Origin of the sequence: Mesoflavibacter sp. CH_XMU1404-2 (assembly GCF_037029465.1) — a bacterium.
Classification (GTDB): domain Bacteria; phylum Bacteroidota; class Bacteroidia; order Flavobacteriales; family Flavobacteriaceae; genus Mesoflavibacter.
In genome coordinates this window covers 1-24,382 of the sequence record NZ_JAYMEM010000006.1, presented here as the reverse complement: position 1 = coordinate 24,382, position 24,382 = coordinate 1, and the positions used below count along the sequence as shown (strand labels likewise).

21 protein-coding genes are annotated in these 24,382 nt (G+C 31.1%); 10 read left to right on the top strand and 11 right to left on the bottom strand.

What is annotated here, in order from left to right; translation table 11 throughout:
• The first annotated feature begins 29 nt into the window (after positions 1-29).
• Both WA327_RS04765 and WA327_RS04760 read left to right on the top strand, forming a co-directional pair.
• Positions 30-2,339, top strand: a complete 2,310-nt coding sequence (locus WA327_RS04765; protein WP_336067001.1) for a M1 family metallopeptidase — start codon at positions 30-32, stop codon at positions 2,337-2,339.
• Between the two features lie 175 nt (positions 2,340-2,514).
• On the top strand, positions 2,515-2,751 hold the full coding sequence (locus WA327_RS04760; protein ID WP_336066999.1) for a hypothetical protein: 237 nt from the start codon (positions 2,515-2,517) through the stop codon (positions 2,749-2,751).
• Positions 2,752-2,882: 131 nt separating this feature from the next.
• Here WA327_RS04760 and WA327_RS04755 read toward each other — a convergent pair whose 3' ends face one another.
• Genes WA327_RS04755 through WA327_RS04745 form a run of 3 tightly spaced genes read right to left on the bottom strand, consistent with a single transcriptional unit; the run spans position 2,883 to position 5,619 of the window.
• Positions 2,883-3,428 carry a DUF4136 domain-containing protein gene (locus WA327_RS04755; protein ID WP_336066997.1) on the bottom strand — a complete coding sequence of 182 codons (546 nt, stop codon included), beginning with the start codon at positions 3,426-3,428 and terminating at the stop codon, positions 2,883-2,885.
• 14 nt (positions 3,429-3,442) lie between these two features.
• Positions 3,443-5,437 carry a urocanate hydratase gene (locus WA327_RS04750; RefSeq protein WP_336067587.1) on the bottom strand — a complete coding sequence of 665 codons (1,995 nt, stop codon included), beginning with the start codon at positions 5,435-5,437 and terminating at the stop codon, positions 3,443-3,445.
• Between the two features lie 14 nt (positions 5,438-5,451).
• Positions 5,452-5,619, bottom strand: coding sequence for a DUF5522 domain-containing protein (locus tag WA327_RS04745; protein ID WP_162138988.1), 168 nt, complete (start codon positions 5,617-5,619; stop codon positions 5,452-5,454).
• A gap of 49 nt (positions 5,620-5,668) precedes the next feature.
• Here WA327_RS04745 and WA327_RS04740 point away from each other — a divergent pair, with 49 nt between their 5' ends.
• Positions 5,669-5,992, top strand: coding sequence for a hypothetical protein (locus tag WA327_RS04740; RefSeq protein ID WP_336066994.1), 324 nt, complete (start codon positions 5,669-5,671; stop codon positions 5,990-5,992).
• Here the strand turns inward: WA327_RS04740 and WA327_RS04735 are convergent.
• Entirely contained in the window at positions 5,989-7,416 is a 1,428-nt protein-coding gene (locus WA327_RS04735; RefSeq protein ID WP_336066993.1) for a hypothetical protein, read from the bottom strand. The two genes, WA327_RS04740 and WA327_RS04735, sit on opposite strands and share 4 nt — an antisense overlap.
• A gap of 283 nt (positions 7,417-7,699) precedes the next feature.
• Between WA327_RS04735 and WA327_RS04730 the strand changes: the two genes are divergently transcribed.
• Genes WA327_RS04730 through hemL form a run of 3 tightly spaced genes read left to right on the top strand, consistent with a single transcriptional unit; the run spans position 7,700 to position 10,721 of the window.
• Complete coding sequence (locus WA327_RS04730) at positions 7,700-8,623, top strand: pyridoxal-phosphate dependent enzyme (protein WP_336066992.1); 924 nt, start codon at positions 7,700-7,702, stop codon at positions 8,621-8,623.
• A gap of 4 nt (positions 8,624-8,627) precedes the next feature.
• Positions 8,628-9,440, top strand: a complete 813-nt coding sequence (locus WA327_RS04725; protein WP_336066991.1) for a glucosaminidase domain-containing protein — start codon at positions 8,628-8,630, stop codon at positions 9,438-9,440.
• A gap of 3 nt (positions 9,441-9,443) precedes the next feature.
• Positions 9,444-10,721: a glutamate-1-semialdehyde 2,1-aminomutase gene (hemL, locus tag WA327_RS04720; RefSeq protein ID WP_336066990.1), complete on the top strand. Its 1,278-nt coding sequence runs from the start codon at positions 9,444-9,446 to the stop codon at positions 10,719-10,721.
• Positions 10,722-10,799: 78 nt separating this feature from the next.
• Here the strand turns inward: hemL and WA327_RS04715 are convergent, their stop codons facing one another.
• From WA327_RS04715 to lysS, 4 genes are all read right to left on the bottom strand, one after another.
• Entirely contained in the window at positions 10,800-11,159 is a 360-nt protein-coding gene (locus WA327_RS04715) for a hypothetical protein (RefSeq protein ID WP_336066989.1), read from the bottom strand.
• Positions 11,160-11,296: 137 nt separating this feature from the next.
• Entirely contained in the window at positions 11,297-11,782 is a 486-nt protein-coding gene (locus WA327_RS04710; protein ID WP_336066987.1) for a hypothetical protein, read from the bottom strand.
• Positions 11,783-12,017: 235 nt separating this feature from the next.
• The gene (locus WA327_RS04705; RefSeq protein WP_336066986.1) at positions 12,018-14,066 is read right to left on the bottom strand and encodes a response regulator; all 2,049 of its coding nucleotides are present in this window, start codon (positions 14,064-14,066) and stop codon (positions 12,018-12,020) included.
• A gap of 147 nt (positions 14,067-14,213) precedes the next feature.
• Complete coding sequence (gene lysS / locus WA327_RS04700) at positions 14,214-15,908, bottom strand: lysine--tRNA ligase (protein ID WP_336066984.1); 1,695 nt, start codon at positions 15,906-15,908, stop codon at positions 14,214-14,216.
• Positions 15,909-16,087: 179 nt separating this feature from the next.
• Here lysS and WA327_RS04695 point away from each other — a divergent pair, with 179 nt between their 5' ends.
• The 3 genes from WA327_RS04695 to lipB are packed head-to-tail and all read left to right on the top strand — an operon-like array spanning position 16,088 to position 17,755.
• The gene (locus WA327_RS04695) at positions 16,088-16,246 is read left to right on the top strand and encodes a YqaE/Pmp3 family membrane protein (protein ID WP_336066982.1); all 159 of its coding nucleotides are present in this window, start codon (positions 16,088-16,090) and stop codon (positions 16,244-16,246) included.
• 33 nt (positions 16,247-16,279) lie between these two features.
• Positions 16,280-17,041: a hypothetical protein gene (locus WA327_RS04690; RefSeq protein ID WP_336066981.1), complete on the top strand. Its 762-nt coding sequence runs from the start codon at positions 16,280-16,282 to the stop codon at positions 17,039-17,041.
• Between the two features lie 3 nt (positions 17,042-17,044).
• Positions 17,045-17,755 carry a lipoyl(octanoyl) transferase LipB gene (gene lipB, locus WA327_RS04685; protein ID WP_336066980.1) on the top strand — a complete coding sequence of 237 codons (711 nt, stop codon included), beginning with the start codon at positions 17,045-17,047 and terminating at the stop codon, positions 17,753-17,755.
• Between the two features lie 39 nt (positions 17,756-17,794).
• Here lipB and WA327_RS04680 read toward each other — a convergent pair whose 3' ends face one another.
• From WA327_RS04680 to WA327_RS04670, 3 genes are read right to left on the bottom strand one after another with little or no spacing between them, the layout of a single operon-like run.
• Positions 17,795-18,844: a nucleoid-associated protein gene (locus WA327_RS04680; RefSeq protein ID WP_027881142.1), complete on the bottom strand. Its 1,050-nt coding sequence runs from the start codon at positions 18,842-18,844 to the stop codon at positions 17,795-17,797.
• A gap of 8 nt (positions 18,845-18,852) precedes the next feature.
• Entirely contained in the window at positions 18,853-21,264 is a 2,412-nt protein-coding gene (locus tag WA327_RS04675; protein ID WP_336066978.1) for a DUF3352 domain-containing protein, read from the bottom strand.
• Between the two features lie 33 nt (positions 21,265-21,297).
• Positions 21,298-21,897, bottom strand: a complete 600-nt coding sequence (locus WA327_RS04670; protein ID WP_336066977.1) for a ribonuclease HII — start codon at positions 21,895-21,897, stop codon at positions 21,298-21,300.
• Positions 21,898-22,039: 142 nt separating this feature from the next.
• Here WA327_RS04670 and WA327_RS04665 point away from each other — a divergent pair, with 142 nt between their 5' ends.
• Positions 22,040-24,010, top strand: a complete 1,971-nt coding sequence (locus WA327_RS04665) for a putative porin (protein ID WP_336066975.1) — start codon at positions 22,040-22,042, stop codon at positions 24,008-24,010.
• The last annotated feature ends 372 nt before the right edge of the window (positions 24,011-24,382 follow it).

Genomic DNA, 24,382 nt, shown 5'->3' with positions numbered 1-24,382 from the left:
ATTTCACGCCCTTATAACTAATTCTCACAATGAAAAAATTAAAGTATTTATTTCTTTCAGCTTTATTCATTTCTGCAAGTGCATTAGCACAAGATCAAGCTGAGGAAAAGACAGAACGTCAACCAGGTCACACAAACAACAACAAGTTTAAACAGTTATACGACGAGTTTTCTACGCCAAATATGTTTAGAACAGCATCTGGTGCTCCAGGTCCTGCTTATTACCAACAACAAGCAGACTATAAAATGGACATCGAGTTAGACGATGTTAACGCTAGAATTTACGGTGAAGAAACAATTACGTACACTAACAACTCACCAGATAATTTAGAATATTTATGGGTACAGTTAGACCAAAATATGCGTGCTAAAGACTCTAAAACACCTTTAATACAAGGAAGCGGTATAGCACCAGCACAACAAACTTCATCATTTGCTAATAGCTACATGACAGAAGGTTTTGATGGAGGTTTTAATATTGAATTTGTAAAAGATGAAAAAGGTAATCCTTTACCACATATGATTAATCGTACCATGATGAGAGTAGAAATGCCTTCAGTATTAAAATCTGGAGACCAATTTACTTTTAAAATTAAGTGGTGGTATAACATTAACAATCACGTAGAAGGAAGAGGTCGTTCTGGTTACGAATACTTTGAGGAGGACGATAATAGAGCATACGTTATAGCTCAATTTTATCCTCGTATGGCAGTTTATAATGATGTAGAAGGATGGCAAAACTCTCAATTTTGGGGACGTGATGAGTTTGCACTACCATTTGGTAATTTTGAAGTTAATATTACTGTCCCAGAAGATCATATGTTAGATGGAACAGGTAAATTAACTAACCGTAAAGACGTTTTTTCTAAAGAAATGATGAAACGTTATGAGAAAGCAAAAAAATCTTATGAAGAGCCTGTTTTAATCGTAACAGAAGAAGAAGCAAGAGCAGCAGAAAAAACAAAAGCAACAAAGAAAAAAACATGGAAGCTATATGCTGAAAATGTTCGTGATTTTGCATTTACAACATCAAGACGTTACATCTGGGATATGATGGCTGTTAAAATAGGTGATAAAGATGTAATGGCAGTATCATTATATCCTAAAGAAGGAAATCCTTTGTGGGAAGAATGGTCTACAAAAGCAGTAGCAAGTACTTTAAAAACGTATTCTCGTATGACTTTTGATTATCCTTATCATAAAGCAATTTCTGTTCATGCTAAAAATCAAGGAATGGAATATCCTATGATTTGCTGGAACTATGGAAGACCAGATGCAGATGGTAATTATAGCGATCGTGTAAAATACGGAATGATAAGTGTAATTATTCATGAGGTTGGACACAACTTCTTCCCAATGATTGTTAATAGTGACGAGCGTCAATGGACATGGATGGATGAAGGTTTAAATACATTTTCTCAATACGTAGCAGAACAAGATTTTGCAGAGTGGTATCCGTCTTCTTTATCTCCAGGTATGGATAAGTATCCATCACGACGTGGTCCTGCAGAAAAAATTGTTAATTACATGGGTGGTGATCAAGATTACATAGCACCAATTATGACAAAAGGTTTAAATACATATCAGTTTGGTAATAATGCTTACGGAAAACCAGCTACAGCGTTAAATATTTTACGTGAAACAATTATGGGACGCGAATTATTTGATTACTCTTTTAGAACATATGCGCAAAGATGGATGTTTAAACACCCAACTCCAGAGGATTTCTTTAGAACAATGGAAGATGCTTCTGCTGTAGATTTAGATTGGTTTTGGAGAGGATGGTTTTATACAACAGATTATGTAGATATAGCAATTAAAGATGTTAAAAAGTTTTATGTATCTAATGAACCAACACAGCAAATCAAAGACATGGTTAAAGCGCGTGGTATGAGTTTAAGCGATTTACCACCATTAGTTTACATGGTAGAAGAAGGAAGTGAAGATTACAAAGAAGACATGAAAGCAAAAAGCTTAATGGAAGGTTCTCAATCACTAAAAGAATACATTATGGATAACTTTACTCCTGCAGAACAAAAGCAATTAAAAGAGCCAAAGTATTTTTATAATGTGACTTTTGAAAAACCAGGAGGATTGGTAATGCCAATAATTGTAGAATATACTTATGTAGACGGAACTTCAAAAACAGAAACTTATCCAGCTCAAATTTGGAGACTTAATGATAAAGAAGTAAGTAAAGCTGTTGCTTCTGAAAAAGAAATTGTAAAAATTACAGTAGATCCAAAATTAGAGACAGCAGATGTTGATACATCAAATAACACTTGGCCAAGAGATGAGCAAACAAGTGAGTTTGATAACTTCAAACAAAATAAAGATTAAGTAAATACTTTTAAGTTATAAATCAAACCCTTAAAGCTAAAGTTTTAAGGGTTTTTTATTGCAAAAAGAGTCAGGTTGATTGTTATGTAAACCTTTTTAATCTTAGGTAAGTAAAAAAAATGAATGAATAATTCGGTTTGTTTTGTATATTTAAACAGCTATTAAACAATTAGATATGTACAATTACAAAGCAAAAATTATAGACGTTTATGACGGAGATACCGTTACGGCGATGGTGGATTTAGGGTTTTTACATTTTCAAGAAATGAAATTACGCCTTTACGGTATTAATACTCCAGAACTTAGAGGTCCAGAACGAGAACAAGGCATTATTGTTAGAGATATACTTAGAGAAATGGTTTTGGATAAAGAAGTAACCATACGCTCTTACAAAGATAAACAAGGTAAATAAGGACGTTATTTAGCCAATATTATTTTAGAAGATGGTTTAGAGGTTAACCAATGGTTGGTAGATAATGGTCATGCGGTAGAGTATTATCCATAAAAAAAGCGACTAATTATTTAGTCGCTTTTTTTATGTTGTTATTGCATGCTTCCTGGAGGATATTTCTCCATGATTTTTGCAACAAATTCTTTAATGCGTTCTTCTTTTTTGTCCATGTTTGTACTCAAGTAACCTGTGCCTTGTCCTTGCCATACTAATTCTTTTTTCTTAGCATCAATAAGGTCTACAAATAACACACCTTGTGTTCTGGTAGAAACATTAGGTTGCATATTCCAGCCCCATCCCCATCCAGGTGCGCCCCATCCCCAAGCGCCATAACCCCAAGAATTGTTGTATACATCTACTCGTTGATTTGATTTAGTAAAAATACTAACTAGCATATCTGGATTTTCTGATTTTGTATAGCCTTTTGCTAGTAATTCGGCTTCTATAGCACGTAGTATACGTTTTTTGTCAAGGTCGCTTATTTCTGCTTTGTCTATACCAGATTTGAAAAAAGCAAACGTTTTGTACTGATTAAAATCTACTTGTCTATCATAATCAGCAGCAACTCTAACCGAGCTACAAGATGTGATTACCATAGCTATTAGAGCAATTGGTAAAAATTTAATGATTGTTTTCATAGCGTTATGTATTTTTAAATTGAATTCAATAAATCATCATCCACAACATTTGGTAAAGTTACTTTTAAGTTGGGCTCGGTTTGCATAGCGCGTTTTATAGCAAAAATAGCTTCGTCGTTTCTTGCCCAACTACGTCTTGCAATTCCGTTATTAACATCCCAAAATAACATTTGTTTTAATCGGGTTGATGCTTCTTTAGTACCATCAAGAACCATACCAAATCCACCGTTGATAACTTCGCCCCAACCAACGCCACCACCGTTGTGAATACTAACCCAAGTAGCACCTCTAAAGCTATCACCAATTACATTATGTATTGCCATATCTGCTGTAAAACGTGAGCCATCATAAATGTTTGAAGTTTCGCGATATGGACTATCTGTACCTGATACATCATGATGATCTCTACCTAAAATAACAGGTCCAATTTCATTATTTTTTATAGCTTGATTAAAGGCTTCGGCTATTTTCATACGTCCTTCGGCATCTGCATATAAGATTCGAGCTTGAGAGCCAACAACTAATTTGTTTTCTTGAGCACCTTTTATCCATTGAATATTATCAGCCATTTGTTGCTGGATTTCTTCAGGGGAATGCTGCATAATTTCTTCTAAAACTTGACAAGCAATTTCATCTGTTTTAGCCAAATCTTCTTGTTTTCCAGATGCGCAAACCCATCTAAATGGACCAAAACCATAATCAAAACACATTGGTCCCATAATATCTTGCACGTAGCTAGGATATTTAAACTCTCTACCTAAAGTGGCGTTTGTAGCCATTACATCTGCTCCAGCGCGAGATGCTTCTAGTAGAAAAGCGTTTCCATAATCAAAAAAGTACGTGCCTTTTGCGGTATGTTTATTTATTGCTTTAGCCTGTCTACGTAAAGATTCTTGTACTTTTTCTTTAAATAAATCTGGTTGATTAGCCATCATTGTGTTGGCATCTTCAAAAGATAATCCAGCAGGATAATAACCGCCAGCCCAAGGATTGTGTAATGAGGTTTGATCACTACCTAAATCTATGTGTATGTTTTCTTTATCAAAAGTTTCCCAAACGTCAACTACATTTCCTAAATAGGCTATAGAAATGGTTTCTTTTTCTGCTTTTGCTTTTTTAACACGAGTAACTAATTCATTTACATCTGTAATTTTTTCGTCTATCCAACCTTGGTCTAATCTTACTTGTGTGATTTTTGGGTTGACTTCTGCACAAACTGTAATACAGCCAGCAATATTACCTGCTTTTGGTTGTGCGCCAGACATACCACCTAATCCAGAAGTTACAAATAGATTTCCTTTAGGTTGTTTTTTAATTTTTCTAAATCCGTTAAGTACTGTAATAGTTGTACCGTGAACAATACCTTGCGGACCAATGTACATGTAACTACCAGCAGTCATTTGACCATATTGTGTAACACCAAGTGCATTAAATTTTTCCCAATCATCTGGTTTAGAGTAGTTAGGAGTCATCATTCCGTTAGTAACTACAACTCTTGGAGCTTCTTTATGACTAGGGAATAAGCCCATTGGATGACCAGAGTACATAACCAAAGTTTGCTCGTCGGTCATTTCGGCTAAATATTTCATGGTTAATCTATACTGTGCCCAATTTGAAAAAACTGCACCATTTCCGCCATAAGTTATAAGCTCGTGCGGATGTTGTGCTACTGCATAATCTAAATTGTTCTGAATCATTAACATGATTGCTGCTGCTTGTTTAGATTTTGCAGGGTATTCTTCTATTGGTCTTGCGTACATTTTGTAATCAGGACGTAAGCGATACATATAGATTCTTCCGTAGGTATCTAATTCGTTTTTAAACTCTGCAAGTAAAGTTGCATGATGCTTTTTATCAAAATAACGAAGTGCATTTTTTAATGCTAATTTTTTTTCTTCGTCATTTAAAATGTCTTTTCTTTTTGGTGCATGATTTAAAGAATGATCAAACGGTTTAGGTTGAGGTAATTCATTTGGAATTCCTTCTAAAATTTGTTCTTTAAATGAGATACTTGTTGCTTGCATTACTTTTTTTTTAATGTATTGGTTGATTTATCATACCCATAAGGACAATGTCTGCAACCGCTTTGGCAGCAATAACCACGTTTAAGGTGATATTGCGCTGTAAAACAACGGTAACCTTCTGGTGTTAGATAATAATCACCTTCTTCTACAGGAATGATTTTCTTCATATTTACAAAGATAATGTAATTTTACTACTACTTTTATATCAAAAACCTTATGCTTTTAGTTTTTAAATATTTGGTGCCAAAAGGTTATACGGCTATAACTATTTATCCATTTATAGTGTTAAAGCATAAAAGACAAAAAGATGACATGATTTTAATTAATCATGAGAAAATTCACATAAGACAACAATTAGAGTTATTGGTTCTTCCTTTTTTTATTTGGTATGGAATTGAGTTTTTAATTAGACTTGTACAATTTAAAAATTGGAGTAGGGCATATCGAAATATTTCTTTTGAGCGTGAAGCTTATGAAAATGAAAAAGACCTCGACTATTTAAAGAGGAGGTCTTTTTGGAGTTTTTTTAAGTATGTTTAGTTTTTAGTTTCTTCTTTCTTTACTTCTTTTGATTTGAATCCTGGTTCTTGTACTAATTTTGGACCGATAGGAAATCTTAAGTTTTCAAAATGAGATGTTATTTCTCCATTCGTATCTTTACTATTGGCTCTTGTAGCAACGATTTGCCAAGAAAAAGTAACATCACTATTTCCGTTTTGTAATTCTTTAACGGTAAAGCCTTTGTCTGATTTGTTTGTTACGTATACACCGTTACAATCTCCTTCTAATTGAATGAAAACCTTTAGAGGATGAGTGTTGTCAACTAAGATGTTTCTACTTAAAATTTCATCTAGTTTAATCACTGCTGTTCCGTTTACTAGTTTACCAATTCCATAGTCTTGGAAAAGTACTTCGGGTGCTTCTGGAGCAAACATAATTCTAGGATTGTTATCTTTATCTTTTACTATAGTTGAAACAGTTCCATCACCTAAAATTTTATAATTTGTTCCTCCTGCTCCTGTATTATCATGGTCATATTTAGTTCCTACATATGCATAAGCTTGTCCAGGTCCAATTCCAGAAACGAAATACCCTCCAAATAAAGATCTGCTTAAAGGAGTACCACCTCCTGGTGGATTAATTTCGGTTTTACCAGCAATTAAAGCAAATGCACTAGAGTTATTTGTGTTTGGATTATTGTCAGAATCCAATGAAAAATATCCTGCAGAATTTCCATCATGAGCAGTATTGTTTGGTGCTCCATTACCAGCCATACCAGATATACCATGTCCGTCGATAGCTGATCCTGCTACACCCGCACCTTTTGTAGGATAAACACCACCAAGTCCATTGGCTGCACCTATGATGGCTGTCCCACCACTATTTGAGTTTCTCCCCCAAAAAGCATTACCAACTGTGTCATCATTTATACCCGCAACAGCATCTTCTGTATTATCAGCTTCAACAAAAATTTGACTTGATGCAGTTCCTGCCGAGTTAACTCCAATATTTCCAGTGCTTAATATTCTAGCTCTCTCAACATTATTTGTATATAGTCTTAAATCTTGAGCATCTGTTGTTCCTAAAAAATTTGTACCTGCAGTTGTACCACTATTACCTGTTAATGACCAATCTAATCCACCAGGAGAGCCTGCAAAAGCAATCCATCTAGATCCGTTCCAATAGTATAAACCAGGAGCTACATTGTTTGGTGATGTACCAGATGTTGCAGTGTTATAAACTACAGTTCCTGTAGGTATAGATCCTCCTTGAGGATTAACAGCGGTTTCTGTAATGGTATTTACAAGAGCTACATTAGGGAAAACTAAACCTTGTGTGGTAGAAGCTATATCTACTGCGCCTCTTGGTGCAGTAGTCCCAATCCCAACTTGTGAGTAGCTATAATAAAAGCTTAAAAATGCAAATAAAACAAGTGTGTTTTTTTTTGTGAAAATTCTCTTCATTGCTTTAAGTTTTTTTTAACATTTTAAATAACAAAATTAATCAGTTCTTTACTTTTTAATATTTATATGCTTTTTTTATCGATAAAAAACATGTTATTTAAAATTGTTCATATGCTTTTTTTGTTGATTTTGCTGGTTTTTTGGAGTTTTTTTGCCTTGTAAGAAAACACTTAATTGCTAAAAAATGAATTTTCGGTCAATTTTGTATTTAAATTTATTTATATAGTTTTTCTTTTTATTTTAAATCAGTTTTTTTGAAGTTTGGTACTTAATAAAATAAGTAATGAGTTTAAATTTATTTTCTTCTAATTTTTTATCAGATAATCAGCATGTTTGGTTAGATGATAAAAAAAATATTGAGCTTTCAATAAAGAGAGAAGATTTAATACATCCTTTTGTATCTGGTAATAAGTATAGAAAACTTAAATACAACGTTTTACAAGCTAGAGAAGAAAATAAACCAACCTTGCTAACTTTTGGAGGTGCATTTTCTAACCATATTGCAGCAGTTGCGTCTGCAGGTAAAGCTGAAGGCTTTAACACTATAGGAATTATTAGAGGAGAGGAATTGAAAGGTAAAGTTGACACTAATCCTACACTAAGTTTTGCTAAATCTTGCGGAATGACATTTAATTTTATAAGTCGTAAAGACTATAAAGATAAGTCTAATCCTAATTTTATTTCAAATTTGAAAGATTGGTTTGGTGATTTTTATTTAATACCAGAAGGAGGAACAAATAATTTAGCCATAAAAGGATGTCAAGAAATTTTAAATGAGAAGGATAGTAAGTTTGATTATTTGTGTTGTGCTGTTGGAACAGGTGGTACAGTTTCAGGGATAATTAATGCGTCAAAATCTAATCAAAAAATTTTAGGGTTTTCGTCATTAAAAGGTGACTTTTTAAATAAAGATATTAGTAAATTTGCCACAAGTACAAATTGGGAATTAATTACAGATTATCATTTTGGAGGCTACGGAAAAATAAATGACAGTTTAATTGCGTTTATCAATAAGTTTAAAGCAGAAACTGAAATTCCGTTAGATCCAATTTATACAGGAAAAATGATGTTTGGTATCTTTGATTTAATTAAAAAAGGGTATTTTAAACCAAACTCAAAAATCTTAGCAATTCATACCGGAGGATTACAAGGAATTGATGGAATGAACGCTAAACTAAAAAAACAAAATAAACCATTAATTATATAGGTTGATGAAGAAAATATTTACGCTTTTACTACTTTCAATATTAATAGTAAGTTGCGGTAGTTCTAGAAAAGTAACAACTAGAAAAACTAAAACAAAACCAAGAGTTGTTATAAAAACGACTCCAAAAACAACTCCTAAAGAAGAAACAAAAGAGGTAGTTGTCGAAGTAACACCAAAAATTACACCTAGGGTTTTTGCAAATAAAACAGAAGAATATATAGCAATTTACAGTGATATAGCTCAAGAAGAAATGCGTAATTACGGCATACCAGCAAGCATCACTTTAGCGCAAGGTATTTTAGAATCTGCTTCTGGGCAAGGAAGACTTTCAGTAGAGGCTAATAATCACTTTGGTATTAAATGTCATGAATGGACAGGCGCAAAAATCTACCATGATGATGATGCTTCGCAAGAATGTTTCAGAAAGTATAAAAACTCTAAATACTCTTTTAGAGATCATTCATTATTTTTAAAAGAAAGAAAGCGCTACGCAAAACTATTTACTTTAGATAAAGACGATTATAAAAACTGGGCAATAGAGCTTAGAAAAGCAGGTTACGCAACAGATAGAAAATATCCAGATAAATTAATTAGCCTAATAGAGCGTTATCAATTACATAAGTTTGACGCTGAGGTTTTAGGAAAACAAACTGTTAGCAATGATAAGCATGTTGTTGTAAAAGGAGATACACTTTATGCAATTTCAAAAAAATATAATATTACTATAGACGAGCTAAAATCGTTAAACGGTTTAGAAAGTAACGATTTAAATATTGGTCAAGTTTTATTTGTAAAACCAATCCCAAAAGATTTTTAATACATGATTTATAAAAGAAGTAGTGCCTTATTTGCTGAAGCTGAAAAGGTAATTCCTGGTGGAGTAAATAGTCCTGTAAGAGCTTTTAAAGCAGTTGGTGGTACACCAATTTTTATTAAAGAAGCCAAAGGAGCTTATTTATATGACGAAGATGGTAACCAATTAATAGATTACATAGCATCTTGGGGACCAATGATTTTAGGTCACGCACATGAGCCTGTAGTTAACGCAGTAATCGAAAAAGCAAAAAAAGGAACATCTTTTGGTACGCCAACCGAAATTGAAACTAAAATTGCAGAACTAGCTGTATCAATGGTTCCAAATATTGATAAAATTAGATTTGTAAACTCAGGTACAGAAGCTTGTATGAGCGCTGTTAGATTGGCAAGAGGTTTCACAAAACGTGAAAAAATAATCAAATTTGCTGGTTGCTACCATGGGCATTCAGATTCGTTTTTAATACAAGCAGGAAGTGGCGCTGTTACTTTTGGTACGCCAAATAGTCCAGGTGTTACTCAAGGAACAGCAAAGGACACCTTGTTGGCAAAATATAATGATTTAGACAATGTAAAGGCTTTAATTGAAGCCAATAAAGATGAAATTGCTTGTATTATCCTAGAGCCAGTTGCAGGGAACATGGGTTGTATACCACCAAAAGCAGGTTTTTTAGAAGGACTTAGAGCTTTATGTGACGATAATAATGTTTTGTTAGTTTTTGACGAAGTCATGACAGGCTTTAGATTAGCAAAAGGTGGCGCGCAAGAATTATTTGGTATTAGAGCAGATATTGTTTGCTTCGGAAAAGTAATTGGTGGCGGATTACCAGTTGGTGCATTTGCAGCAAGAAACGAAATTATGAATCATCTTGCGCCTTTAGGACCAGTGTACCAAGCAGGAACTTTAAGCGGAAATCCATTAGCTATGGCTGCAGGATTAGCAATGCTTACAGAACTAAATAAAGGTAATGTTTTTGAAAGCTTGGCCAAAAAGACAGAGTATTTGCATAATGGTTTAGTAGAAGTTTTAGATAGACACAATGTAACTTATACTATTAACAGAGTAGGTTCTATGATTTCGGTACATTTTTGTGAAGATGAAGTTTTAGATTTTGAAACATCTGCAAAAGGGAATAATGAAACATTTAAAACGTTTTTTCACGGTATGTTAAACCAGGGTATTTATATAGCGCCAAGCGCATTTGAAAGCTGGTTTTTAAACGATGCTTTAACTTACGAAGATTTAGATAAAACTATAGCAGCTTGTGATACTGTTTTTAGTTAGAAAATAAAATAGATTTAAATAAAAAAATCCGATTGAAAACTTCAATCGGATTTTTTTATGAATTAATATAAGTTAATATTACTCTTCTTTAATTTGGTCTGTAAGCTCTAAATATCTTCCAAATTGTTCTTCATTTAAAGCGTTTTCTAATAAAGAAAGTAAGCGTTTATTGATTTGAGTTTGTAACTCAGTATAATCGCTAGTGCCAACTTTATGAGTATTGTTTAATGTGTTTGTTTTATCATAATACTCTTGAAAAGCTGTGTACATAGCTTCTTGTGTATCTTGATCTGCTTTTAAGTGTCTACCGTATTCTACCGCTTTTTGATAAGCCTTTTGGTTAACTTCGGTGCTAAATTTTTGTTGTTGTGCATTAACCGTTTGAGTAGTTAATAAAAGTCCAAAAACAAATAAACAAAGAGTAAATAATTTTTTCATTGTAGTAATAGTTAATTAATTGTATCTCAAAGTAACGCTTTTTGATTAATAATTACAAATAAAAAAGCACTGATTAGACAAATCAATGCTTTTTATCTTTTAAAGGTGAAAAATTGCTAAAATATTAACATTTTAGTCTAGTCATTCGAAAGTTCTTTTTGCATTTTTTTCTCCTCCATGCGTTTTCCTCTTCTCATTTTTCCTTTCATTTCAGCTCTTTTATGAGCTCTTTTTTCTAGCATGGTTTCCCATTTTTTGTACTGCTCGTCATTTAAGATGTTTTTCATCTTCTTTTTATTTTCTATTTGAGCATCTAATTTTTTATTTTCAAAAGCTAAGCGTTGTTCTTTTGTAGGTTTCTCTCCCTTTTCTTTAGCTTCTATGCGTTTTTGCATTGCAGCTTTACGTTGTTTAGCTTGTTCTAAATTAAGTTCCATTACCTTTTTTTGTTGCGCTTCGGTAAGATCTAAATGTAAAGTCATTTTTTTAGTTTGAAGCTCTGCCATTTCTTGCGGCTCTAACTGCATCATTTTTTCTTTACGTTCTTTTCTTACTTCTTTTTTGTCCTGTGCATTAGCTTGAAAAGTTATCAAAGCCAAAGCTAGTATTGCTAATTTTTTCATCTGTTTTGTTTTTTTAAGTTATTTACTGCTTTGACCTTTAAAAAGTTAAATGGTTTAATAGTATTTTATTTTTGTGAATTAATTAACAATCTGTCTTTCTTTAAACTACAATAGCAATTTGTTTATTTTTGCCTTTAACTTTAATGTATAAGGTTAGTTGTGCTTTTTAAGAAAGAATATTTTAATTGTTGATAATTAGGTATACTTTTATCAATTAATAAAAGGAAGTAATTATTTATTCTTTGTTGAAGTGGAAAAATAACAGCTTATACAAGTGTTCTTTTTTGAAAGGTTTTGAAAGATAGTTATTCATGCCACTTTCTAAAGCTTTGTCTATAGCTTCTGTTGTTACATTAGCAGATAGTCCAAATATAATAACGTCTTTATTTAACTCTCTAATCTTTTTTGTTGTTTCCCAACCATCCATTTCTGGCATATGTATATCCATAAATATAAGCTGGTAATTTTTTTCTTTAAATTTTTTTAGACCAACTTTTCCATTATTAGCAGAGTCAGCTTTAACACCAAAATCTTCAAGAATTTTTTTAAGAACAATGATGTTTAGTTTGTTGTCATCTATAATTAATACATTTAGATTTTTAAGGTTAATGTCTTTTTGGTTTTCAAACTTAATATTGTTGTCTTCTTGGTTTTTTAAAATTGGATATTTTAAGTAAAATTCAAACGTTGTTCCTTTATTAGGTGTGCTTTTTACAGAAATTTCTCCACCCATCATTTTTATAAAGATTTTACAAATAGCAAGTCCTAAACCACTACCTTCATATTGCTTTTTAACACTGTTTTCTAATTGTGTAAACCTTTCAAAAATTGTATTTAATCTATTTTTTGGTATACCAATACCAGTATCTGCTATAGATATATTAATATGTAACTTGTTATCGTTTGTGATTTCTTCATTATATGTTAGTGTAACACCTCCATTATTTGTGAATTTTAACCCGTTTTTAAGTATGTTATTTACGACTTGAATAAATTTACTTTCGTCACCTAAAACAAATTTGTTTTCTATGTTTATGTATTTTCCTTTAAGGTATAAGTCCTTCTGTATAAATAAAAATTGATTAACCTCTATTAATTCAATTATTTTTTGATATGGGTTAAATTTAACTTTTGTTAATTCTAGTTTGCCAGACTCGATTTTATCAATATCTAAAATATCGTTTACGATATTTAATAAGTTGCTTGAGGACTTACTCATTAAATTTAGATATTCTTTATCGCTTTTTTTAAGATTGCTTTTTAAAAGATCTATAAATCCTAATATGGCATGTAAAGGTGTTCTAATTTCATGACTCATATTAGATAAAAACTCTGTTTTAGCTAAAGAAGCTTTTTCTGCCTTTTTACGTTCTATGTTTAGTTGTTTGTTGGTTTGTAAAAGCTCTTTATTAGATTTTAAAACAAGTTTTCTTTCTGCTCTTGCTCTTTGATAAAAGTAAATTAATAAACTAATTAAAAAACTTAAAACAAGACCTATTATTAATGTTATGTTAGTTATGTATCTTCCGTTTGCTGTAAACAGGTTGTTGTTAGCAGTTACTTGAAGTTTCCATTTTTGGTTGTCTAGTTTATCTACAAGAATGCTATCTTGAAAGATGATGTCATTGTTAGTTTTTGAGTCTTTATTTAATTCGTAAAATAAAATGTTGTTGTGGTCAAATAGCTGTATGGAAAGATGGTTGTTTAAGTTTTTAGCTAGCTTATCAAAATTGTCTTTAAAATTCATTCCGCCAGTAATCGTTCCTTGAAATTTATTTTCAAAATAAACTGGTACATCTACTAAAAAAGCATTTCCGCCTTGTGTTAGTTTTGCCCATGGAGTTATGTTTACAGAACTATCTTTACTGTGTTTTATCCATTCGTGTCTTCGATATTCGACTTTAGAGATATCTAAATTTATAGCTTTTTCGTTTCCTTTTAAAGGGTTTATTTTTCTGATAACCATAGCGCTATCAATCCATTCTAAAAACTTAAAAGATTGGTTTTGCTCAAGAAGCATGGTTGCATCTTTTTCCCAATAATCTAAATATAAACCATTGGTAAATTCTATTCTATTTTTTAGGTTTTCAAGCCTAGCGACATCAGCTTTAAAGATGTTTTTAAATTCTTTAGTTATTAACTTGCCATTTTGCAGGACGCTTTCTCTAACTAAATCTTTATTATTATTTAAAGATTCTTGCCATGCAGTGATTACAATTAGTGTTATTACTAAAAATGTAGCCAAAGGAAATATAACAATCTTTTTGTTTAATGTTTTAAACATTGTAATAGGTTTTGGCTTACATGATCTTTGAAGATATAAGCTTTTGTTAGGGTTAAGTAAAATAACTTTACTAGTACAATTTACAAAAAAAACCTAAATTATATCGATAGATAAAATTTAGGTTTTATGTGCTAATTAATTTAGGTTTTAAGCTATTTCTACAAATAAACCTTCGTCGGTTTTGTTGACTTTTGCAACACCAAGTTTGGTTAAACCTTTTATGGTTTTGTCCCATTTTTTATTACTTAATCCAGATTGAGATTTAAGCTCGTTAAGGTCTATTGGGTTATTTGCTTTTAATATTGCAAACACTGCTTTTTCTTCATCTGTCATTGGTATTGCTTTTTTCTCAGGTTTCATTTGAGGGAAAAACAATACTTCTTGTATAGATTGGTTATTGGTTAAAAACATAATTAGTCTATCCATACCAATTCCCATACCAGATGTAGGTGGCATACCATATTCTAAAGCACGTAAAAAGTCGTAGTCTATAAACTCTGTAGCTTCGTCGTCTCCTTTTTCGGCTAATTTTAATTGGTGTTCAAAACGTTCTTTTTGATCAATAGGATCGTTAAGCTCTGAATAGGCATTTGCAATTTCTTTACCGCAAACCATAAGTTCAAAACGTTCTGTTAATTCAGGGTTATCACGGTGTTCTTTACATAATGGACTCATTTCTTTTGGGTAATCTGTGATAAATGTTGGTTGGATGTAATTACCTTCACATTTTTCTCCAAAAATTTCGTCAATTAATTTTCCTTTACCCATGGTTTCATCAACTTCAATACCCATGTCTTTTGCAGCTTGTCTAATTTCTGCTTCTGTTTTACCAGTAATATCAAAACCAGTAAAATGTTTTATAGAGTCTGCCATAGTCACTCTTGCGTATGGCGCTTTAAAGTCTATTTCGTGTTCTCCAAAGGTGGCTTTTGTTGTTCCGTTTACAGCTGTTGCGCAATGCTCTAATAATTGCTCGCAAAATTCCATCATCCAATTGTAGTCTTTGTAAGCCACGTAAATTTCCATAGCGGTAAATTCTGGATTGTGCGTACGATCCATACCTTCGTTACGGAAGTTTTTAGAAAACTCATAAACACCTTCAAAACCACCAACAATTAATCGTTTTAGATACAGTTCGTTAGCAATTCTCATATATAAAGGAATGTCTAAACTGTTATGATGCGTTATAAATGGTCGTGCAGCAGCGCCACCAGGAATTGGTTGTAAGATTGGTGTTTCAACTTCAAAATAACCAGAGTTATTAAAAAATTGACGCATGGCGTTAAACAATTTAGTACGTTTTACAAATACGTCTTTAACTTTTGGGTTAACCACTAAATCTGCATAACGTTGGCGGTAACGTAATTCTGGATCATCAAATTTATCGTGAATATTACCTTCGGCATCTACTTTTGGTAATGGTAAAGGTTTTAATGCTTTACTTAATAAGGTAAAGTCTTTTACTAAAACTGTTTTTTCGCCAACTTTAGTTGTAAATAATTCGCCTTCAATACCAATAAAATCACCTATGTCAAGTAATTTTTTGTAAACAGTATTGTACTTTGTTTTGTCTTCGCCAGTACAAATTTCGTCTCTATTAAAATAAACTTGAATACGACCTTCGCTATCTTGTAGTTCGGCAAAACTAGCATTTCCTTGAATACGACGACTCATTAAACGACCGGCAATAACTACCTTTTTACCTTCTTCAAATTGAGATTTTATTTGTTTAGAGTTTTCGGTTACAGGAAATAAATCCGCAGGATAAGGGTTAATACCAAGTTCTCTTAATTTACCTAGTTTTTCTCTTCTTACAAGTTCTTGCTCAGATAATTGTGACATGTTTATTTTGAATATAATTTTAGCTAGCAAAGATAAGATATTAACAGAGGAATTAAAACTATTTTTTAAGGGATTACATGTGTTGTAATTTTAGTTAAAAATGAAATGAATTTTTCTGTAACAAACTGGTTAAGATAACGTCTTATTGGTAATCATCAATCATTAAAAATCAAATAATTATGTCACTTTGGCGCGTATTATTATGTGTTTTCTTTCCGCCTTTAGCCGTTTTAGATAAAGGTTGCGGATCAATTTTAATCGTATTTATATTATGGTGTTTGGGTTGGATTCCTGGAACAATCGCAGCTTTAATTATTGTAAATAATCCTAACAGATAAATTGTATCTTTGCATAAATTAAAGAAATATAAAATGAATAAATTTCTCACTCTTGTTTTTGGTCTTATGACCTTGTTTTTAACCAGCTGTAATTTTTCTGAAGATGTTTACATTAACGAAGACGGTTCTGGTAAAATTTCATTTTCTTTTGATGGTTCTCAGTTAATGCAAATGGCTGGAGATAAAATGAAAGAAGATGGCGAAAAAGCTATAGATTCTACCTTTAGTTTTAAAGAAGTTTTTGACGAAAAGCGTGATAGCATTGCACAATTATCTGAAGAAGAGCAAGCCAAGTTTAAAAAGCTAGAAAACTTTAGTATGCATATGGTTATGAATCCTGAAACAGAACAAATGACATTTGAGTTGTTTACAGAATTTAATAATGCTTCTGAAATGCAAAATATGTTTGAAGCTATGAATACTTTTAGTGAGTTAGAAGGTAATAAAAAGGGTAAGAAGCAACCAATTAATGATCCAGCAAATCCTTTTAGTCAATTAGATAATACAGCTACAAAACTAGACTATAATTTTGACGGAAAAACATTTACAAGAACTGTAAAAATTCTGGATCCAGAAGCTCATCAAAAAGGAGCAGACAGTATTAAAGATATGATGGCTATGTTTGGGTCTTCTACGTATAAATTAAATTATCATTTTCCTAGACCAGTAAAATCTGTAAATAATGATAATGCTATGTTTAGTGCAGATAGAAAAACTATAATGGTAGAATTTCCTTTTGCAACCTATGTAACAGATCCAGAAGCTTTAAATTTGGAAGTAATTTTAGAAGATTAAGATTTGAACAAACAAATAACAATACAAGATTTAGGATATAAAGACTACAAAGATACTTGGGATTATCAAGAAGCTTTGTTTAAAGAAATCCTTGATATTAAAATACAAAATAGAAGAGAAGACGCCTGTTTAGAAACGCCAAATTATTTTCTTTTTGTAGAACATCCACATGTGTATACTTTAGGTAAAAGTGGCGATATGTCTAATTTGCTTTTAGATGAAAAACAGCTAGAAGAAAAAGGCGCCACATTTTATAAAATAAATAGAGGTGGAGATATTACTTATCACGGACCAGGACAAATTGTAGGCTATCCTATTTTAGATTTAGATAACTTTTTTACAGATATACACAAATACTTACGTTTTCTTGAAGAAGTTATTATTTTAACTTTAAAAGAATATGGATTAGAAGCCACACGTAGTGAAGGCGAAACAGGCGTTTGGTTAGATGTAGGTACACCGTTTGCGCGTAAGATTTGTGCTATGGGCGTACGTGCTAGTAGATGGGTTACCATGCATGGTTTTGCACTTAACGTGAATGCTAACTTAGGATACTTTGATAATATTATTCCTTGCGGCATAAGAGGAAAAGCAGTAACTTCTTTAAATGTAGAGTTAGGTGTAAAGGAAGTAGATGAAGCTGAAGTAAAAGAAAAACTGCTTAATCATTTTAAAACTCTTTTTGAAGCTGAATTTGTAACAGCGACAGTATAAAAAAAAGCGATTTGAAATTTTCAAATCGCTTTTTTGTTTTTAATCTTCTGCATTAAAATATACTTTATAGTAATGCATTTTTTTGTCCTCGTCGTAACCGCGTTCTAGATGTTCGCTAGCAGCATCTGGTGCGTCAATATCAAGTTTTATTTGGATATGCGTATCTAATTTTATATCGGTTTTTATTTTCTTTTTTTCTTTGGTTAATACTTTTTCAGAAACATCAAATTGATTTCTGATAATTATGTTTTGCTCTGCTTCAAAATCTTTTTTATAGCTTTCAAATAAATCTATGTGTTTGTCTTCTTCAAAGATTTCTTCTTTAAAACGCTCTACATTTATAATTTCATTTTCTTTAAAAAAGTCTATGGTTTTAGCTAAAAAGTCATTTCTTTCTTTAGATCCGTAACTGGTTTTTATAACTTCTGTAGAAAACTCTTTACATAACTCTAAATAGTTTTGGGTATGACTATTATAATCGTCTGCATATTTTATGTTTAAAAACTTGTCTGTCCAATATGCAGCATCATAATTATTGTTATCTACGGTAAGCACTACTTTTCCTTCTGCATCACCTGTGTTTAAAATTAAACAACCTTTGTCTAGTTTTTTGGCATTGATTCCTTTTTGAACAATAACATCGTAGCTATTATTTTCTAAATAGGTTTGAAAGAAATTGCTCTTGTTTTCAATTTTAAAAATACCAACTGCATCAATGACCATTTCATTATATTCTATACCATCAAAATACGCTACAATAACATCTCCTGTTTTAATTTGTGCACTTGTAGATTGCTCATATAAATGTTTTACTATGTTTTTTGAGGTTTCTACTAATGCATTATCATCACTAAAAATTTCTTTAGAGTAGGCGTTAATTTCATTTAACTCGATATTGGCGTGATGATTAAATCTGTGACTTTGTACTAAGCTGGTAAAAGGTCTTAGTAAAAAGGGTAACATTAGCTCGTAGCTTTCTTCGTCAAACTGTAATTCGTTTTCAGAAAATGCATTTTTTGTATCGTTATGTTTATTGCCAACTTTATGTATTATACATTTAAGTATGCTGGCTTTGTTTCTGTTTATCATTAGAGCTATTAGTTGATTTTGTAAACTAAAATATTGTTGCTTTCTCCTTTAGTAACAAATTCTAGTTTATTGTCTGTGTCAATATTGTTTAGGTCAATGCTTGATGTACCATAAACCGGGAAGTTTTCAATCATTTCGGCATTACTATCAAATAGAAGTATTTTTTGATTTTGAACATCAGTCACCGAAACATATATCTTATTATTGATATAAAATAACTTTGGCGCCGTGTAATTTGCTAAATCTAAATTAAGCGTATTGTCTTTAATATTAAGTATGTTTTCTGATTGCGAAACCAATGTTTTTGTAGTTGTAACTAGTTGATGTTTTTCTTTTAGATTGGTATTAGCAACGTTTACATTCCCGTTTTGGTCAATTGTAGCTAATTTTCCGTTGTTTGTTGTGGTTATAAACCCGTTATTAAATTCAAAAACTGGTTGATTAGAGTAATTTAACTGTTGTTTTACTTTGATTCTGGTTTTACCACGTCTTGATAAAATGTGTAAATGATTATCTGTTTTTACAACAATATAGTCTTTAGAGCCAATCCTTATATGTTTTGGAGGTGTATTAATGATGTCTTTAGCAGATTCAAATTCAAATCCTTTTACCGTTTTTCCTTTTGCATCGTATAATAATACGTTTTTACCTTGAGTGACAAACAATCTGTATTTACGTCTTTTATCATAATCAAAAACAGCTAAAGGTTGTGTGATTTCGTCACTAAATTTAAGAGGAAAAGGATCTACGTCTTTACCATTTCTATCTATAACATAAACACGATGCGGAGTTGCAAAAGCTAATTGTAACCTGCTGTTTTTGTACATGTCTATTTGGTTGACTTCACCTAAAATTGGACCGTCTAGTTGTTTGGTCCATAAGATTTTTCCGTTATTAGAAATTAAATACAACTTGTTAGTAATGTCTTGTACTATAATTTCTTTTTGATTGTTTGTATGATTAGTAACAAATTGCGGCGTGTTAAGTACGTCATTTTCAATTTTTATATTGAAAACTTCAGAAATAATATTGTCTCTATAGCTTTGTTTTGCTTTTCTGAAAATAGCATTAAAATGTGCAAAATCTCGATCATAAATAAACTGAATAGCAGACGTTTTATAACTTTTTAAGTTGAAATCTTCTTCTGAATCTAAATTATGTTTAATGGTAGTTTCTAAACTTTCAGGAGTTAAAATCTGTAAGATTGATGCATCATTGCTAATTTTAGATTTTATGTTTTTGTAATAATCACGATGACTAAAAGTGGTTTGATTTTGATAGTTTGCAATAACGTTTTCTATAGCTTCTCTCGTTTTAGCGAACACTACAAATTGATCTAGTACACAATAATGATTAGCTTCAACTTTATTAATAAATGGAGCTAATGTGTTATTGAAAATTTCAGGATTACTAAAATTAAACACATCTACATTTCGGTAAGTTTCTACAAGGTGTTGTTCGCTTATTAAGGCTTCTTCTGTAGCAATAATATCTTCGGTGTTTATGATAAATAGGTTGCCAGATTCAAAATAAACTTCTCCAAACTCAATACTATTTTTTAAAAGTGAATTTGCTAAAGTGTCATTTTTCTTAGTAAAAGCGTTTAGGTTGTTTTTAAATGTTTTGTAATTGTTATAAGTTAAACTTAAAAAACCATTACTGTTAGATGGTGCAATTTGTGCCAGTTGGTTAGTTTGTGGTATTGTGTTTTTAAAAACATTAATTAAACTGTTACTACTATCTGTTGCTTTTGTAATACCATTTAGTATAATTTGGTCTTGAGATACATCTGCATCAAAAGTTAGCGAATTAGTAAAATTTAAAAATGCAATCTTTTCGTTTTTAAATAGACTTTTTACTGGTGAATTGTTTGTTGCAATTACAGAAAATGAAGCATTTTTATCCTGGACGTTAATTAAATTTTTAATGTGTTCAGGTTTTTGCTTGCTGTTTATGATTTGCTCTAATTCGGTTTTAGTATTACTTCCTATTAATAAGCTATCCTTTTTAGTAACGTAAAGTTTTAAACTGTCTATTAAAATTTCTTCAGCAGAAAACCCTTTTAATTGTAAAGATTTTCTTTTTGTACTATCTAAAGTAAAAATAGAATCTGATAATCTAGTTGTAAAACTAAAAACAGTTTCTTTTTCAGAATTTATACCTATATATATAGGATGTTTTGTTTTTAGGTTTTTTATAAAGGCAAACTGCGCTACTGTATTTTGATAGCTTTTAGTTTTGTTTAATGAAGAAAGAAGGTCATTATTATTAAGGTTGTTTGTAAAACCTTCTAGGTTGTTTATGGTTAAAACAACATCTGCACTTTCTGAAATAAAATCTACAACCTTAACTTTTTTTGAATCCGAATTACAAGAAAAAACTAAGAATACTATTGAAAGGTAATACCAAAAATGTTTCATATAAATTATGAGGGTTTATGCAAAGATAGAAAGTTACAGTTCTAATTTCAATTGTTCAGGTAATAGCCTAAAAGATTTTCTGTGATATTTTGTGATACCAAATTTTTTAATGGCTTCGCGATGTTCTTTTGTTGGGTAACCTTTATTTTTTTTCCAATTATACATGGGGAATTCTTCATGGATTTTATTCATATACTCATCACGATACGTTTTTGCCAAAACCGAAGCAGCAGCTATACTTAAAAATTTACCGTCACCTTTAATAATAGTTTCGTGCGGAATTTCATTAAAAGGCTTAAACTTGTTACCATCAACTATGATAAATTCTGGTGTTTTTTTTAAAGCTTCAATAGATTTGTGCATTGCTAAAATTGAAGCATTTAAAATGTTTATCTCGTCAATTTTTTCAGGATAAATATGAGAAAACCCAAAACACAAAGCTTCATTTTCAATAATAGGTCTTAAAATGTCGCGTTTTTTTTCGCTTATTTGTTTAGAATCGTTTAAGATTAAGTTTTTAAAATCGGGTTTTAAAATAACAGCAGCTGCAGTAACAGGTCCAGCAAGGCAACCACGACCAGCTTCATCTGTACCGCATTCAAGATTTAAACCAGAAAAATTTAGTTTAAGCATTAAATAAAATGAATAATAAAACGTTTAAAAATTATAGTTTTATGCCTTTCTTTACTAAAAATCAAATACCATAAAGATATTTGCTATTTTTGGCACTTAGATAATTTTAATAAAATTAAAAGACTAAAATAGTCAGCATTTAATGAAAAAAATAATTTTCAGCATAATTTTAATTTTTGTGGTGTTATCTGTTAACGCTCAAAACAAACAAATATTAAGAGATGATAGAAGCTTAGAACCTAAATCTAGTAATTCTAAGTTTTCTGATTCTACAGATAACAGAAGTTTTTCTAAATCAAAAGGTGTTAAAAATCCAGATGCTGTTATAACAGATTATTTAATAATCACTTCAGAAAGAGATACTACTTATTTAGATACTACACTTTCAATAAAAAAAGAATACAAGTACAACTATTTAAGACGTGATGATTTTGGTTTAATGCCTTTTGCTAATGTTGGACAAACGTATAATAGTTTGACGCATAATTTTAGTGATAATAATTTATTACCCAAATTTGGTGCTAACGCAAAACATTTTAATTATCTAAATGCGGAAGATGTTAATTATTACCATGTCCCGACGCCTTTAACAGAGATTTACTATAAAACAGCTTTCACACAAGGTCAGCAATTAGATGCTTTTTTTACGGTAAACACTTCAAAACGACTTAATTTATCTATTGCATACAAAGGAATGCGATCTTTGGGATTTTATCAAAATTCTTTATCAAGTACAGGAAACTTAAGGATGACAGCAAGCTACAAGACTAAAAACAATAGATATATAGCTAATATGCACTTTACCTCTCAAGATATTTTAAATGAAGAAAATGGAGGTATTACAGATGAAAGTATTGAGTTTTTTGAAACTGGAGATGAAGATTTCTTAGATAGAGGTGTTTTTGAAGTAAATTTTGAAAATGCCGAAAGTTTATTTTTGGGAAAACGATTTTATCTTAACCATACATATGATATAATTAAACAAAACGATTCTACACAAACCAATAAGTTACAAGTAGGTCATGTAATGATGTTAGAAGATAAAATATATAAGTTTGAACAAAGTAGGAGCGATGATTATTTTGGAGAAGCTTTTAAGACCTCAAATCTAGTAGATAGAAATGAGTATGAGCGTTTTTATAATCAATTAAGAGTAGATTATACTAACGGAATAATTGGCAATGTTCAATTTAATGTAAGTCATAACAATTATAATTATGGTTATGACAAAGTATTGTATTTAGATTCAGGAACAATACCAAACAGAATTAAAGGGGATATATTAAGTGTAGGAGGTAAGTACAAAAAGCAATATAAAGGATTCTTGTTGTCTGGTGAAGCTCAATTAAATGTCGTTGGTGACTATGACTCAAATTTTCTGTCAGCAAAAGCAAGGTACAAACTAAGTGAAAACTTTGATGCGTCCGTAGGGATAAATCATCATTCTGTAGCGCCAAACTTTAATACCTTATTATATCAAAGTGATTATGTAAATTATAATTGGAAAAACAATTTCAATAATATAAAGACGCAACAACTAGTTTTTGATATAAAGTCAGATAAATATGTAAACCTATCTTTAGACTTTAATACCATAACAGATAATGTCTATTTTGCAAAAAACGAAGACGGTAACGTAAAGCCTTTTCAAAACAATGCAACAATTACATATCTAAGAGCAAAACTTCAAAAAGAGATAAGATATAAAAACTTCGCTTTAGATAACACAATACTATATCAAAATGTCTCTGATGAAAATAATACATTAAACGTACCTCAAATAGTAACACGTAATACATTATACTATTCAAATCACGTCTTTAAAAAAGCAATGTTCCTTCAAACAGGAATCATTTTTAATTACTTCACAGAATACAATATGAATGGATACGATCCATTACTAGCAGAATTTTATACTCAAAACCAACAAAAGCTAGGAGGATTTCCAAGACTAGACTTTTTTATAAACGCAAAAATTCGCCAAACCCGAATCTTTTTAAAAGCAGAACACTTCAATTCGGCTTTTACAGGGTATAATTATTACTCAGCACCAAACCAACCATTCCGTGACTTTGCAGTGCGATTTGGTTTAGTGTGGAATTTCTTTTTATAGCGTTTCCTTTAGGATAGGTCTTTCACTGTTCTCTTTTTTTAGGGGAGAAGATGTTTATATAAAGAGGTAATTACAAAAGGCAAGGGCAAATATCGTTTATCAAGGTTGTGGGAGATAAAAAACAGTTCAGACAAGTCTTTTAATCCCTAACGCGGGTAAATCAGTGAGGTTTTTTAAAGATAAACTATCTATATATTAAATCAGAAAGCACTATAATAATTACATAAAAAGGGATTAGTAGGGGTGAGAATAAAAAACATTAAAAAAGTTTGCTGTGTAAAGTGCTGAAAACAAGGGTTCAAAAAAGGAAAATAAAAAAAAGATAAAAAAAGATTAAAAAAAGGGTTGTGGGATTAAAAAAGGGTTTTATAT